This window comes from Shewanella sp. 38A_GOM-205m (genome assembly GCF_000518445.1).
GTDB classification, from domain to species: Bacteria; Pseudomonadota; Gammaproteobacteria; order Enterobacterales; family Shewanellaceae; genus Shewanella; species Shewanella algae.
Genome location: NZ_JADP01000001.1, coordinates 215,508 through 228,739 on the forward strand (window position 1 = coordinate 215,508; position 13,232 = coordinate 228,739).

At 51.8% G+C, this 13,232-nt stretch carries 10 protein-coding genes; 7 read left to right on the forward strand and 3 right to left on the reverse strand.

Translation table 11 applies throughout. From position 1 onward, the window contains the following. Nucleotides 1–129 precede the first annotated feature (129 nt). Both pseB and pseC read left to right on the forward strand, forming a co-directional pair. Nucleotides 130–1,125 (forward strand): UDP-N-acetylglucosamine 4,6-dehydratase (inverting), encoded by a 996-nt coding sequence (pseB, locus tag N512_RS0100960; protein WP_028779101.1) that lies wholly within the window; start codon nt 130–132, stop codon nt 1,123–1,125. Beyond that, complete coding sequence (gene pseC, locus N512_RS0100965) at nt 1,122–2,285, forward strand: UDP-4-amino-4,6-dideoxy-N-acetyl-beta-L-altrosamine transaminase (RefSeq protein ID WP_028779102.1); 1,164 nt, start codon at nt 1,122–1,124, stop codon at nt 2,283–2,285. Before pseB ends, pseC begins: the two co-directional genes overlap by 4 nt. 137 nt (nt 2,286–2,422) lie before the next feature. Here the strand turns inward: pseC and N512_RS0100970 are convergent, their stop codons facing one another. Next, the gene (locus N512_RS0100970) at nt 2,423–4,132 is read right to left on the reverse strand and encodes a cytidylyltransferase domain-containing protein (RefSeq protein ID WP_028779103.1); all 1,710 of its coding nucleotides are present in this window, start codon (nt 4,130–4,132) and stop codon (nt 2,423–2,425) included. Next, nucleotides 4,129–6,093 carry a glycoside hydrolase gene (locus N512_RS21910; RefSeq protein ID WP_051472580.1) on the reverse strand — a complete coding sequence of 655 codons (1,965 nt, stop codon included), beginning with the start codon at nt 6,091–6,093 and terminating at the stop codon, nt 4,129–4,131. Before N512_RS21910 ends, N512_RS0100970 begins: the two co-directional genes overlap by 4 nt. A gap of 265 nt (nt 6,094–6,358) precedes the next feature. Between N512_RS21910 and N512_RS0100980 the strand changes: the two genes are divergently transcribed. From N512_RS0100980 to N512_RS0101000, 5 genes are read left to right on the forward strand one after another with little or no spacing between them, the layout of a single operon-like run. After that, on the forward strand, nt 6,359–7,270 hold the full coding sequence (locus N512_RS0100980) for a class I SAM-dependent methyltransferase (RefSeq protein ID WP_028779104.1): 912 nt from the start codon (nt 6,359–6,361) through the stop codon (nt 7,268–7,270). A 28-nt stretch (nt 7,271–7,298) separates the two neighbouring features. Beyond that, nucleotides 7,299–8,504, forward strand: a complete 1,206-nt coding sequence (locus N512_RS0100985) for a class I SAM-dependent methyltransferase (protein ID WP_028779105.1) — start codon at nt 7,299–7,301, stop codon at nt 8,502–8,504. Between the two features lie 19 nt (nt 8,505–8,523). Further along, the gene (locus N512_RS0100990; RefSeq protein ID WP_028779106.1) at nt 8,524–10,311 is read left to right on the forward strand and encodes a 1-deoxy-D-xylulose-5-phosphate synthase; all 1,788 of its coding nucleotides are present in this window, start codon (nt 8,524–8,526) and stop codon (nt 10,309–10,311) included. Then, nucleotides 10,304–11,059 carry an SDR family NAD(P)-dependent oxidoreductase gene (locus N512_RS0100995; protein ID WP_028779107.1) on the forward strand — a complete coding sequence of 252 codons (756 nt, stop codon included), beginning with the start codon at nt 10,304–10,306 and terminating at the stop codon, nt 11,057–11,059. The genes N512_RS0100990 and N512_RS0100995 overlap by 8 nt, the downstream gene beginning before the upstream one ends. Beyond that, nucleotides 11,049–12,269, forward strand: a complete 1,221-nt coding sequence (locus N512_RS0101000) for an ATP-grasp domain-containing protein (protein WP_051472581.1) — start codon at nt 11,049–11,051, stop codon at nt 12,267–12,269. The genes N512_RS0100995 and N512_RS0101000 overlap by 11 nt, the downstream gene beginning before the upstream one ends. 50 nt (nt 12,270–12,319) lie before the next feature. On the opposite strand, the gene N512_RS0101005 is transcribed toward N512_RS0101000, so the two are convergent. Then, nucleotides 12,320–13,183 (reverse strand): N-acetylneuraminate synthase family protein, encoded by an 864-nt coding sequence (locus N512_RS0101005; protein ID WP_028779109.1) that lies wholly within the window; start codon nt 13,181–13,183, stop codon nt 12,320–12,322. Between the last annotated feature and the right edge of the window lie 49 nt (nt 13,184–13,232).

Sequence of the window (13,232 nt, forward strand, 5' to 3'; positions counted from 1 at the left end):
CTGTGCATACTTTAAGTTGTTGGTTAATAGCCTGGTTTGGCTCAGATTTTGTATATTGACCGGGATAAGAGGATGACGTAAAGCCATTCAGGTTTATCGTCAGCGTAAAAGCAGAGGGCTGGATAATATATGTTCAACAACCAAACAATACTCATTACTGGTGGGACAGGTTCCTTCGGACAGAAATACACCAGAACTCTGCTGGCTCGCTACAAACCCAAGCGTTTAATTATCTTTTCCCGTGATGAGCTCAAGCAGTTCGAGATGCAGCAGCAGTTTAATGATCCCTGCATGCGATACTTTATAGGCGATGTGCGCGATAGTGACCGCTTGATGCAGGCGATGCAGGATGTGGACTATGTTATCCACGCTGCGGCGATGAAACAGGTGCCGGCTGCTGAATACAATCCGATGGAATGTATCAAGACCAATATCCATGGCGCCGAGAATGTAATTAAGGCGGCGATCAGCAATAAAGTGAAGAAAGTGATCGCGCTCTCGACCGATAAGGCGGCCAGTCCGATCAACCTTTATGGTGCTACCAAGCTGGCCTCCGATAAGCTGTTTATTGCTGCCAATAACATAGTCGGCAGCAGCAAAACACGTTTTGCGGCGGTGCGTTATGGCAATGTGGTGGGGTCCCGGGGCTCTGTGGTGCCGTTTTTCAAGAAGCTTGTTGCCGATGGCGCCGAGTCCTTACCGATAACCCATCCGGAGATGACCCGCTTTTGGATCACCCTGCAGCAAGGGGTGGATTTTGTGCTGAAGAACTTTGCGCGGATGCAGGGCGGGGAGATCTTTGTGCCAAAAATTCCTTCTGTGCGTATTACCGATCTGGCCAAGGCTTATGCTCCGCACCTGGAGCATGATGTTATCGGTATCCGTCCCGGCGAGAAAATGCACGAAATCATGTGCCCTGCAGATGACTCTCACCATACCCTGGAGTTTGATGATCACTTTGTTATCACGCCGAGCATCCGGTTCTTTGGCCGTGAAATCGATTTCTGTACCAATGCGCTTGGGGAGACAGGGCAGCCGGTAGCAATGGGATTTGAATATAACTCGGGAACCAACCCTCATTTTCTGGTCGGCGATGAAATAGTCAAGCTGGATGCCGATGTATGATCCCATATGGCAAACAGAATATCAGCCAAGACGATATTGACGCTGTCGTTGAAGTTTTGCAATCCGACTGGCTGACTCAAGGCCCCAAGGTGCCGGCGTTTGAACAGGCGTTGTGTGACTATACTGGTGGCAAATTCGCCGTTGCGGTAAACAGCGCCACATCGGCTCTACATATTGCTTGCCTGGCACTCGATGTCGGGCCAGGCGACAGAGTGTGGACATCCCCCATTACCTTCGTAGCTTCTGCCAATTGTGCCTTGTACTGTGGCGCGAAAGTGGACTTTGTTGATGTCAATCCCGAATCCGGGAACATGTGCCCTGAAGCGTTAAAGGCCAAGCTGGAGCAGGCTAAACGAGAAGGCACTCTACCCAAGGTGGTTATTCCGGTTCACCTCTGTGGTCACTGCTGTGATATGGCTGCTATCGCCGAACTGGGTAAAGCGTATGGATTCAAGATCATCGAAGACGCCTCCCATGGTATCGGTGGCAGTTATCGGGGGCAGAAGCTTGGCAGCTGTGAGTTTTCGGACATCACGGTTTTCAGCTTTCATCCGGTCAAGATTATTACTTGTGCCGAGGGGGGCATCGCACAGACGAATGATCCCGAATTGGCGTTTAGGCTTGGGTTATATCGAAGCCATGGGATTACTAAAGAACCGCTCAAAATGCTGCGTTCAGACGAAGGCGACTGGTACTACGAGCAGCATACCCTGGGCTTCAATTACCGTATGACAGATCTGCAGGCGGCGCTGGGGCTTTCGCAACTTAAGCGCTTGGATGAATTTGTCTGCAAGCGCAACCTACTGGCTACTTATTACAGCCAAGCGCTGGCAAAGTTGCCGGTTGTGAGCGTGGAGCCTTTACTAGGTAGCGTGAGTGCTCGTCATCTTTATATGATACGCCTCAAGGAGGCCGGGCGGCGCCGGGAGGTGTTCGATACCATGCGAGAGCGGGGCGTTCAGGTGCACGTGCATTACTTCCCGGTGCACTTGCAACCCTATTACCTCTCTCTTGGCTTCAAAGAAGGCGATTTCCCGGCAGCAGAGCAGTTTTATCATGAGATATTGACTCTGCCTTTGTATCCGGCTCTGGATGAAACCGCCCAGCAAAAGGTGCTTGATGAGTTGACCGCCAGCCTAAATACCAGGGCGGCGTCTTAAGCTCCTGAATGTAAACTCGAAAATGTCAGCTTGGGACTGGCAGACTGTCGTGCTGCCGTTTGCTTTACCCTTTGCGACTCTTTTTGCGACTAGCTTTGTCGCTCTCTTTGCCGCGCTCTTTACAACTAGCTTTGTCACTATTTTAGTAGCGAGCTTATTTCAGCCATCAACTGCTTGATGCCGCCATGGTTGGCAAATACCCTGGCGGCCTCTGTTTGCAAATTTTCGCGCACTTTGGCATCACTGAGCAACAGTTCCAGTTTGTGAATGGCATCCGAGAGCGAGTCGCTGATAAGGCAAGATTGCGTTTTTTCCAGCAGTGCCAGCTCGGCGTCATCGCACAGATGCCTTGGCGGCAGCAGCAAAGTCGCCGCCCTCGCATAGATGGATTCAAACAGCGACAAGCCATAACAGCTCAGCACCACTTCGGATTCGGCAATCCATTGCTTGAGATTTTCCGGATTTTTAAACACCCGGATATTGCACCCGGCGGGCAATAGTGGCCTAGGTGCCAATGGCCCCTGGATCCAGACTATCGGCCAATCGGTATGCAGTTGACTCAGTAACCCTGGCAACGCTTGGCCATAGCCCAGGGCATCGCTGCCGCCGGTCAATACCAAAATTTGAGGCTTCTTCGGCCTTTGGGGAAGGGGACTGAACAGGTAGTTTTGCCAGCCGGAAGATACCTTGGGATGTTGCAGTGAGGTATTGAAGCTGGGAATGAACAGCCAATCCAACTCAGATAACAGCGGCGCCAGTTTGTCTATGCCGACAAGTTTGCGTCCCTTGTGTCTTAAGTTTTGCAGCGCCTGCTTGATGGCAGGTAGAGCGATAAAATCCGGGTGGAGATCCAGTATGATCAGCGGGTTGGCATCGGCCTTTAACGCGGTAAGCCATTCCGCTTCTGTTTGATACCAAGTGACTTTTGCCGATGATGTCTGGGCGAGTGGGTTAGGTGTCGAGCCTTCGTAGAGCGCATGAACTTGGGCACCTATGGCCAGATACTCCTGCAAGGCATCGGCGATCAACTCGGCGCGCTTGAAGTGTCCCAGGCCGATATCCGCTCCCAAGTGACAATAGATGCTGGCCTTGGCGTATTGACGATCGGCGGCTTTTTGCTGCACATGGGCGTTGATGGCGCTCAAGGCCGGGTCGATGAGCAGTTGCTCCTGAACCCAGGCGAGGCTAACGATGGAGTCTGCCGGATGCTCGGCGTACCAGCGGCGGTAGACCTCAGTCATGAAGCGGTAATCGGCCTGGGTATCGACAGAGATTCGCTGCTGGACTTTTGAATAGTCACCGCTGTCGGGAATGCTCAAACGTTCGAGTATCGGGGTTAACTTATCCCCATAGCCTACGTGTTCTCTGGACATGGCGCATTGACTGACCGACATCAATTTGTCCCAGCCTCGGCGGCTATAGAAGGCCATCCCTTCATGTATTGAAACAACGCCTGGGTTCAGTTCAATGCTGTCTTTCCCCGATGCCTTGAGCGCTTTCAGCCCATGGTCGATAAAGCCGGGATCTATCAGCGGACAATCACCGCAGACGTAGAGAATATAATCCGGATCTTGCCTTTGGATTATGCTATCAAGCCTTGCCATCAGGTCGTTGACATCGCCTTCATAGGGATGACATTCGACGCTATGTTCAGCAGCCCAATCCAGCAGCGGGCGGTTAAAGTCATCTGCGGTTGTGGCCAGTTCACAGTCATTTACTTCTTGGCATTGCATCAGCCTGCGCCAAATATGGCTAATCATGGGTTCGCCGGCCAGTGGCAATAAGTGCTTCCCCGCCAGGCGACTGGAGTTGAGCCTGGCCCCGACAATGGCAAGTGTCTTGGTCATAGCGGCTGTTCCTCTGTTTTGGGTGTTTCTGTTGCCGAAGGGTGAGAGGTTTGGTTATCTGGACTGATGCACAGCTCAAGGCTCAACAGTTGCCCGCCGGGTTTGAGGGTTTCATCGGCCTCAGCCAGCGAGAACCACAGCCGATTCAGATACTGTTCATCGATTTTTTTGCTGGAAATCATCGGCAAGGCGGCACAAAGCGCGGGGTTCCAGTCAATGCGAATGCCTCTTGCCCGGGTGCCAAAACAGATGGAGCCTGAGGTTGCCCCCAAAGCGCTGGATGAGGAGACAATCGAGGAGATTGGCGCGCCCTGATCCATGTCACTGGTTATCTGGAAATATTCATCCCTGTGGCCACCGAGACGGGTCTGATACCAGGCTCGCTGCTCACAATCGAGCAGGGTCATAAAGCCCAAGCGTACCGAGGCTTCCGGGCGGCTGCTCTCTTCGAAATGAAAGCCGCTAAAGAGGCGCTCACCTTCGAGCCGATACCATTTTAATATCGCGCCGCTCTTGAGTGCTTGGCGGCAATAGATGACCAGGCAGCCGTCTTGCTCCCCTAGCTGGTATTCCACCCGATTGAGATCGGCCACTCTGTCGCGGTCGCGAAAACGCTCCAGCAGGAGATGATTGCTGTAAAAATCGACGCCATAGCTAATATGGTCGAAGTAGCCGTGTGATAGGGTACCTACAACCGCTTCAAAGTCATGGCTGGCAAAGGCCAGCGTATCAATTGCCAGACCGCGGTTGCCGTTGAGTGTCAGCCTGATGTCCGGGGTTTGCACCTCCAGCCTGCGTCTGGCCTCATCATAATGAATGTGGATGTCTTTACGGGTTTGCCAGGGCCTAAATGTTGGCGCGGCCGAAGCCATCTGGGTCAATGCCAGCGCCTCGTAGCGCGCTTGGGTCAGGTGGGTTCTGAGATCGCTGGCCCAGAGGCGGCACAAGTCCCGCCAACTCGTATCGTCTGTATTGGGCTGCGCCTTAAGCTCGGCCAGCCTTTGGTAACAAAGGCTATTGAGGTGGAGATCATTGCGGCCGCTCAGTCCCCAACGGGTAATGTTGTATTTGGCCTGTTTCTTGACCGAAACCGGGTGCTGGGCATTGGTGAGTGCCAGGGGTTCTAAGCCTTGCCAATGTTGCAGCAGCTTGGAGGGGAGGCTCCACTGGTAGCCGTCCAGGTCATTGAGGGCCATGAACAACTGCGCTATGCGCTGCCATTCGCCGCTTATTGGCTCGGCTTCGGTATGGTAGCGCCCGGGACGGAAGTCAAACACTTCGGCGTCGCTGCCATAAACCGGAAATGCCATAGTGCCGGGTTTCAACACCTTGCGCAGATATTGCAGATAATCTTCCAGAGTTAGCTCGCCGTGAACATAGCGCTGGAATTTTTGAAAGGCGATGGCATGGTTCCAGATGACCTTGATCTGTCGGCCGCTGGCGCTCTTTAACGATTGTGGCCGCATTAGCCGCTCTCGTTGCCACTCTGGGTTATGGGAAAAGGGATTGTCCCACTCCACCACCACGGCTTCGAAGCCTTCATCTATGTAGATATCAAGCAAGCCGGCTGAAACCGCTTGTTCATTGAGATAGGCGAGTCTGGGGCTTATGCCCAACAGGCGCTGATAAGCCTCTTGACCCAGCCTCAAGTTGGCACAATTGACCTCGGCCGGGATCAGCGGCCCTATGATTTGACTGTCGCCGCTGGCAACCAGCTCGCATTTTTGTTGCTCCAACAGTTGTTTAAAGCGAATTACCCAGGCCGGGTCTACCGCGTTGATACACTCGAGTGTATAAGCGGTCAGTTCCAGTCCCACGGGTATGCCCCGCTCAGCCAATTGCAACAATGGCCAGTAGCAGCGTTTTACCACCTCAGAGTGCTGCTCTGTTTCAACGGAGGAAAACGCCAGGTTGAGGTGAAAAACCGTGTATAGGGCTACCCGTATGTTTGAAGCTGGCATGGATGCTTGGCTGGTCATTTGTCGATGTCAAAGCTGTATATGTTTGAATAATAACAAATGCGATGGAGATGACCAGTAACAACTTGATAAGCCCATCCGAGGTTAGTAGTCGCTTTTACCCGCTTTAACTCGCTAAACTAGATACAGATTATTCAATTCCGAGTGAATGAGGCCGATAACCAGGAATATATAAGTCCTGGCTTATAACTTGCATTCAATACGGACAGCGTTGGATTAGTGACACATATTGCATTGAGGAAAGCACATGGTATCAATTGGTTGTGATAAGCACTCTGGCCCATTACTCGACGAGGTCGACGGGTTTCAGGTCATAGATTGCCAAGTGTGTGGTTTTAAACATGTGCACCCGCTACCCACAGCAGCCGAGCTGGAAACCGTATACCGGCACGAATACTATGTCAGTGATAAGCCATTGTTTATCAAGGAAGGTACTGCAGATAGCCAATGGTGGCAGCAAGTGTATTCTGATAGATTTGATACTTTGGAAGATTGCTTGCCGGAGAATGAGCGCAGAATACTGGATGTGGGTTCCGGTCCGGGGTTTTTCATCCAACACGGCCAGCAACGCGGTTGGTCAGCCATCGGCATAGAACCCTCTGTTAGGGCTTGTGAACATGCCCGCAGCTTGGGTACAGAGGTTGTTGAGGACTTCTTCACCGAAAGTAGCGCTGCCAAACTGGGTAAGTTTAACGCTATCCACGCGAACGCCGTGCTGGAACACATTCCCAATCCCATCGAAATGTTAGCCTTAATGAGGGAGGCTTTGGTTTCCGGGGGAGTGCTATGCGTTGTTGTCCCCAACGACTATAACCCCTTTCAAGAGACACTGAGAGAGATTGAGGGATATCGCCCCTGGTGGGTTGCTCCGCCCCATCATCTGAATTTCTTTGATTTTGACTCACTCGGTAACTTACTTGAAAAGATGGGGTTCGACGTCTTCCTGAAAGAAACCACATTTCCGATGGATATGTTTTTACTCATGGGTGACAACTATGTTGATGACGGCCAGTTGGGGCGGGCGTGTCATCAAAAACGGATCAGATTCGATACACAATTGAACAAAGCAGGTCGTAACTCTAGTAAACGGGCCTTCTATCAAGCCTTGGCCAATGCCGGCTTGGGAAGAGAAGTAGTTTTATTTGCCAGAAAGGTCTAGTCAGACGCGACAAAACAAGGAGATAACAATGAATAAGGTCAGAGTACTGATTCAGGCCAGCTCCCGCTCTTGGGCCGGGGGAACCGATATATGTATGGGACTGGTTGATGGCGAAATCGCCGTTGTCAGAACCGTTAAGCGTGCCCTGAGTGCTTTCCCTGAGTATGAGGTACATCTTGCTGCGCCGGAATTTGATCGAAGTGGCGCCTTGGATCAGATTGTCAGTGACTTGAATGATCCCAGATTAACTGCATTTTATGGCTATGATGAAAGCCCGCTAAAGCGAATGCTGGCGGCCGCAGAAGATCTCGATGATGAGGATTACATTTTAAGGGCAGATGGCATCCACTTCTGTTTTGATACGGAACTCAGCAAGGAAATGTTGGCGCTGGCTCAAAGCCGTCAGTTGGATTGCGTTAAGTTACCCGATGATTTTCCGGTCCATTTCAGTTCCGAAGTGTTTAGAGTCGGCGCGCTGAGAAAACTTGTCACTCAATTGCAGGCTCCGGAAGATGCCAAGTTTCACGTCCATCCCAAATGTTATTTTGCCCTCAACAGGCATGAATTCAGTTTTGAGTACCTGCTTTCAACCCCGAGTTATTCGGATGAATACCTGTCTGAGTGTCGACGTCTGGCCAATGCTATTTACGAGATCCCCCGCCAGGAGGTCAATGGTAAGCGGATAGCCTCGGGAGACAGGTTGGGCTTTCATTACGAACTGGCGCTCCGTTATTTGAAACCCAATATGAAAGTATTGGATATCGCCTGTGCCGATGGGTATGGCGTGAGGATGATGTCCGAGAGTCTGGCGCAAGTGCACGGAGCCGATTTGGATCCGGAAAGTGTTGCCTTTGCCAAAGCACACTCACCACAAAAGAACGTGGATTTCTTTGTTGAAGATATCACCGCCATGTCTTTTGCGGATAACAGCTATGATGCGGTCACCAGCTTTGAAACACTGGAACATGTACCTGAACGTGAGTGTCTCAGTGAGCTCAAGCGTATTATTCGCCCCGGGGGCATGCTGGTGTTGAGTACGCCTCAAAATAGTCTGGGACATATTCCCGTTAATGCCTGTCATTTGGTGGAATATGACTTGGACTATCTCCTGAAGCTGGTCGGCGAATATTTTCATATCGTCAAGGTTATAGGGATCAAGGCCGGGATTATCTACGATAATGCCGATCCTTACGGTACAAACACTGTGTTGGTCTGTATCAATCCTATTCGATAATTGCTGAGGATTAACTTCTATGGCAAATAATGCCTGCAAACCGTTTGCAACCTCTCCAACCGAACTCAAGGCGTTACCTGTAGCTGCCTTGGCCTCTCAGGCTGACGCTATTCGCCATTTTCTTATCGAGAAAATATCTGCCACTGGTGGGCATATTGGCGCCAACCTCTCTGTGGTGGAAATGACGCTGGCTATTCACTATGTGTTTGATTCACCAAGAGACAAAATCATATTCGATACCGGCCACCAAGGATATACCCATAAGCTGGTGACCGGCCGAATGCCGGCTTTTGACTCCTTGAATACCTATCGTGGCATGAGCCGATTTATTGCCAGAGAAGAGAGTGAACACGACACCATAGATGCGTCTCATGCCGGTACATCTATCTCATTATCAAGCGGTATCGCCTCGGCGCTGCGCTCTCGGGATGAAACGGCTTCCACGGTTGCGGTTATTGGCGATGGCTCCCTTGTGGAAGGGATGGCATTTGAAGCATTGAACTTCGCGGGAAGCGCGCAAGACCTCAAACTGGTTTTGGTGCTGAATGATAATGAAATGGCGATAGCGCCATCGGTCGGTGGCGTGAGAAACGTCACCACGGGAAAAGATTGGCAGCAAAAGTCGCGGCATTTCTTTGAAGGCTTGGGTTATCAGTATATCGCTGTGGCTGACGGCCATGATGTTGAAGCTGTAGTGAAAGCTCTTGAGGCCGCCAAGCAATTGGCTCGACCTTGTGTCGTTCATCTGAAAACCGAAAAAGGCCGCGGTCTGGCATGTGCTGCCGGGCATCCATACAAGTTGCACTTTTCCATGCCGTTTGATCCTGTCACAGGGCAAGGGGCTGCGCCTACCGTTGCGGGCAAAACGTATGCCGTAGTGCTTGCTGAAAAGCTTGAGAGCTTGATGCAAAAAGATGGTGATATTGAGGTCATCACACCGGCAACGCCCTATGCATCGTCTTTGGACAAATTATTTTTAACCTATCCGGACCGAGTCATAGATGTGGGGATGGCAGAGCAGCATGCCGTGGGTATGGCCTGTGGCCTGGCCCTGGAAGGGAAAAAGCCGGTTGTGTGCATGCAAACCACATTTATGCAAAGAGCATTTGACCAATTGTTGCACGATGCCTGTTACATGGACCTGCCGGTCACAGTGCTGGGAGTCAGGGCCGGGTTCGCCGGTTATGATGGTTCAACCCACCATGGTCTATATGATATTCCCTATCTGCGCTCTTTCCCCAATATGCAGATTATCTATCCGGCCAACTCTGCTGAAGCGGAGCAGGTACTGGCGCAGAGGCTTACGGCGCCCAAGGGGCCTATGGTGATCCTGCATCCTTATGAACCCATCTTGGCAACCGAACCCGCTACCGGGCAGATGGAGCCTTGTGGTCTGTCGGTGGCCGCCGAAGGGCGGGATGGCTATTTGATAGCTTTAGGCAACACCCTGGCCAGTGCCTGGGAGTTGAAATCCAAGCTGCAACAGTCTGGTAAAGACTTCGGCATTATTTGCATTCAGAGTATCAAGCCTTTCCCTGAGGCAAGGCTCAAAGAGCTGCTGTTGCCGGGCATGGATATAGTGACATTGGAGGAGAGTGTTCTGGCGGGCGGATTGGGCACCGCGGTACTGGAAACGCTCAGCGATGCAGATATTCGAGTCAGAATATTGCGCACCGGGGTCAATGATGCCTTTGTTCGCCCTGGCAGTAAACAGGAATGCAGCCAGGAAGCCGGGATCAGTGTGGCACAAATTCATGAGCAAATTGGGCAACGCTGGCCTGAGTATCTGGAGACCACTCATGGGTAGATTGGCGGGAAAAGTGGCTCTGATAACCGGAGCCTCCAGAGGCATTGGATCCGGGCTAGCTCTGGCGTTTGCCAGCGAAGGAGCCGACATCATTCTTAACTATCGTGCCAATGATGCTGCCGCCAATTCTGTTGCGGAACAGATCCAGGCTATGGGCCGCAAGGTACTGAAGGTCAAGGCCGATGTTTCGCAGCGTGATGATATCAAGGCGATGCTTGAAGAGAGCAAAAAGGTTTTCGGTCGGGTAGATATCCTGGTCAACAATGCCGGTATTAATCAAAGGGGCTGGTTTGAAGAAGTCACAGATGAGGCCTGGGATCTTATTTTGGGAACCAATCTCAAAGGGCCTTTTATCTGTTGCCAGGAAATCTTTCCCCTGATGAAGGCAAACGGTGGTGGCCGCATCATCAATATCTCTTCGGTGGCTGGACAGTATCACGGGCCTAAAACCGTGCATTACGCGGTATCCAAGGCCGGACTGAATAGCCTGACCAAAATCCTGGCCCGGTACGGTGCCGAGCACAATATCCTGGTGAATGCCGTAGCGCCAGGTTTGGTTAGAACAGATCAAACTGCAGATGAAATTGACTCTCCGGCAGGCGCCCGGGTGTTGGATATGACGTTGTTGAAGAAGGCCGGGCGGATTGAAGATATTGCCAGCGCTTGCATTATGCTCGCATCGGACGAGCAACAGTATATGACCGGTCAGATCCTGGCGGTGAGTGGAGGAGCCATTCTTGATAACTGAGCGCAAAACTATCTTGTTGCTCGGCGGCAGTGCAGATCAGCTGTATGCAATCAAAACCGCAAAGAGCATGGGGCTCAAGGTCGTTGTTGTGGATGGCAATCCCAGCTCCCCCGGGTTTGCGTTGGCCGATGAATATGCGGTTGTCAGTACCAGAGACTTGCCGGCGTTAAAGCAATTTGTGGATGGGTTGACCTATCCTGTCCACGGTGTCGCCGTGATGGGCAGTGATATTTCCCAATATGTGTCGGCCCTGGCTGAACATCTGTCTTTGCCCTGTATTCCCTTGCAGGCGGCAGAGATAGCAACAGACAAATTGAAAATGAAGCAGTGTTTCGCTGCTCATGGATTGCCTATCCCCTGGTTCAGCGCCGTAGATAGCTTGAAACAGCTCTTGGAAGTGATTGCTGAACGTGGCCTTCCGCTGATCATTAAGCCGGTTGACCGCTCGGGTGCGAGAGGGGTTTTCCTTCTTACAGAGGGAATGGATATCGAGATGCTCTATGAGCGTTCGGTCAATGAATCCTTTAGCGGTCAAGTCATGGTTGAGGAGTATTTGCCTGGTCCACAAATCAGCACCGAAACTTTGTTTTATCAGGGAAAAAGCGTTACTCCCGGGTTTGTGGACCGCAATTACGAAATGCTGCAGAGGTTCTCGCCCTACATCATTGAAAATGGCGGTTGGCAACCCAGCCGATTGTCGCAAAGCCAAAGGACCAAAGTTGAGACTTTGATAGATCAGGTTGCTGATGCCTTGGGTGTAACATCCGGGGTGATTAAAGGCGATATCGTCTATACCCAGAATGGTCCCAAGGTGATAGAAGTGGCCACCCGCCTCAGCGGGGGGGATTTTTCCGAGAGTCTGGTACCACTCGGGCTGGGGATCAACTATGTGAAAACGGCACTGGAAATCGCCTTGGGGCAGAAACCTGACTTCGAGGCGTTAACCCCCAGGGTTAACCAGATGGTTGCCAATCGATACTTCTTTCCTGAGCCTGGAAAATTGTTGGCCATTGAAGGTGTTGCTGAAGTTAGCAAACAAGAGTTTGTCAAAAAGCTGGAGTTTTTTGTCAAGCCAGGAGAGCAGATTAAACCTGTTACCAGTCATGCCGATCGCGCCGGGGTGTTTATTGTCGTGGCCGATAATATGCAAGAGCTGGAACAGAGGGTCACTTGGGTTTATGAGCAGATCCGTTTTACTACGGCATGCTGAAACGCGACTTGGACATGAATAGACAGGGGGCTTATGCCCCCCGTTTTTTATCAATTGCCTTGATAGCTTTGCCGCATATGCTTCAGCGGCCGCAAACCATCGCTGGGGTCGGCGCGCCAGTCGCGATCCGGTGCTTCGCTGGGGGCCAGCAATTTGTCGCTCTGGCCGTCGATGAGGGCCGCCTCGCGGCACTCGGCTATCACGGGCTGCATCTGCTGGGGTAGCCAGCAGTGCCCTGCGGCGTATTCGGCGCCCTGTTCATCCAGGTCGATATGAAATTCCACGCAATCGGCCTGCCAGCGGCCAACGGCGCGGCGAATCACTGCCGCTGATACGCTGTGATCAGACCAACCCACTTTAACCCCATAGCGCTCGCGAAAAGCGCCAATTACCGCCAGGTTACAATCGGATTTAGGCGTCGGGTAGGCAGATACGCAGTGCAGCAGGGTGATATCGCGGCAACCTGAGTCTTTCAACACAGAGATAGCGTGATCAACTTCGTCGAAGTTGGCCATGCCGGCAGAAATGACCACGGGTTTTCCTGTCTTGGCACAGGCTATCAGCAGTTCATCCCACAGCAGTTCGTAAGAGGCGATTTTGTAGAAATCGACATAGGGTTCAAGCTCTTTGACGGCATCGAGATAAAAAGGCGTGCAGGAAAACGCAATGCCGTGGCTATCGCAGCAGCGTTTCAACTGTGGCAGAAAACTGACCGGCAGTTCCCAATCCTTGCGTTTTCTGTGCATTTCGCTCTTTTCGAGGATCTCGGGGGCGAACAGCTGATCAATTTTAAAGAGCTGAAACTTGACGGCGTCACAGCCGATGGCCGCCGCAGATGCAATAAAATCAAAGCAGCGTTCCAGATCCCTGTGATGATTGCTGGAGACTTCGGCAATAAAAAGCGTATGTTTCATCAGTTTCTTCCGCTTGGGTGATTCAAGTGCTTTATCGGCACTGAAAGAG

What these genes read in the sequence shown, in the direction of transcription:
- pseB (WP_028779101.1), top strand. Translation starts at nt 130, where the DNA reads ATGTTCAACAACCAAACAATACTCATTACTGGTGGGACAGGTTCCTTC.
- pseC (WP_028779102.1), top strand. Translation starts at nt 1,122, where the DNA reads ATGATCCCATATGGCAAACAGAATATCAGCCAAGACGATATTGACGCT.
- N512_RS0100970 (WP_028779103.1), bottom strand. Translation starts at nt 4,132, where the DNA reads ATGACCAAGACACTTGCCATTGTCGGGGCCAGGCTCAACTCCAGTCGC.
- N512_RS21910 (WP_051472580.1), bottom strand. Translation starts at nt 6,093, where the DNA reads ATGCCAGCTTCAAACATACGGGTAGCCCTATACACGGTTTTTCACCTC.
- N512_RS0100980 (WP_028779104.1), top strand. Translation starts at nt 6,359, where the DNA reads ATGGTATCAATTGGTTGTGATAAGCACTCTGGCCCATTACTCGACGAG.
- N512_RS0100985 (WP_028779105.1), top strand. Translation starts at nt 7,299, where the DNA reads ATGAATAAGGTCAGAGTACTGATTCAGGCCAGCTCCCGCTCTTGGGCC.
- N512_RS0100990 (WP_028779106.1), top strand. Translation starts at nt 8,524, where the DNA reads ATGGCAAATAATGCCTGCAAACCGTTTGCAACCTCTCCAACCGAACTC.
- N512_RS0100995 (WP_028779107.1), top strand. Translation starts at nt 10,304, where the DNA reads ATGGGTAGATTGGCGGGAAAAGTGGCTCTGATAACCGGAGCCTCCAGA.
- N512_RS0101005 (WP_028779109.1), bottom strand. Translation starts at nt 13,183, where the DNA reads ATGAAACATACGCTTTTTATTGCCGAAGTCTCCAGCAATCATCACAGG.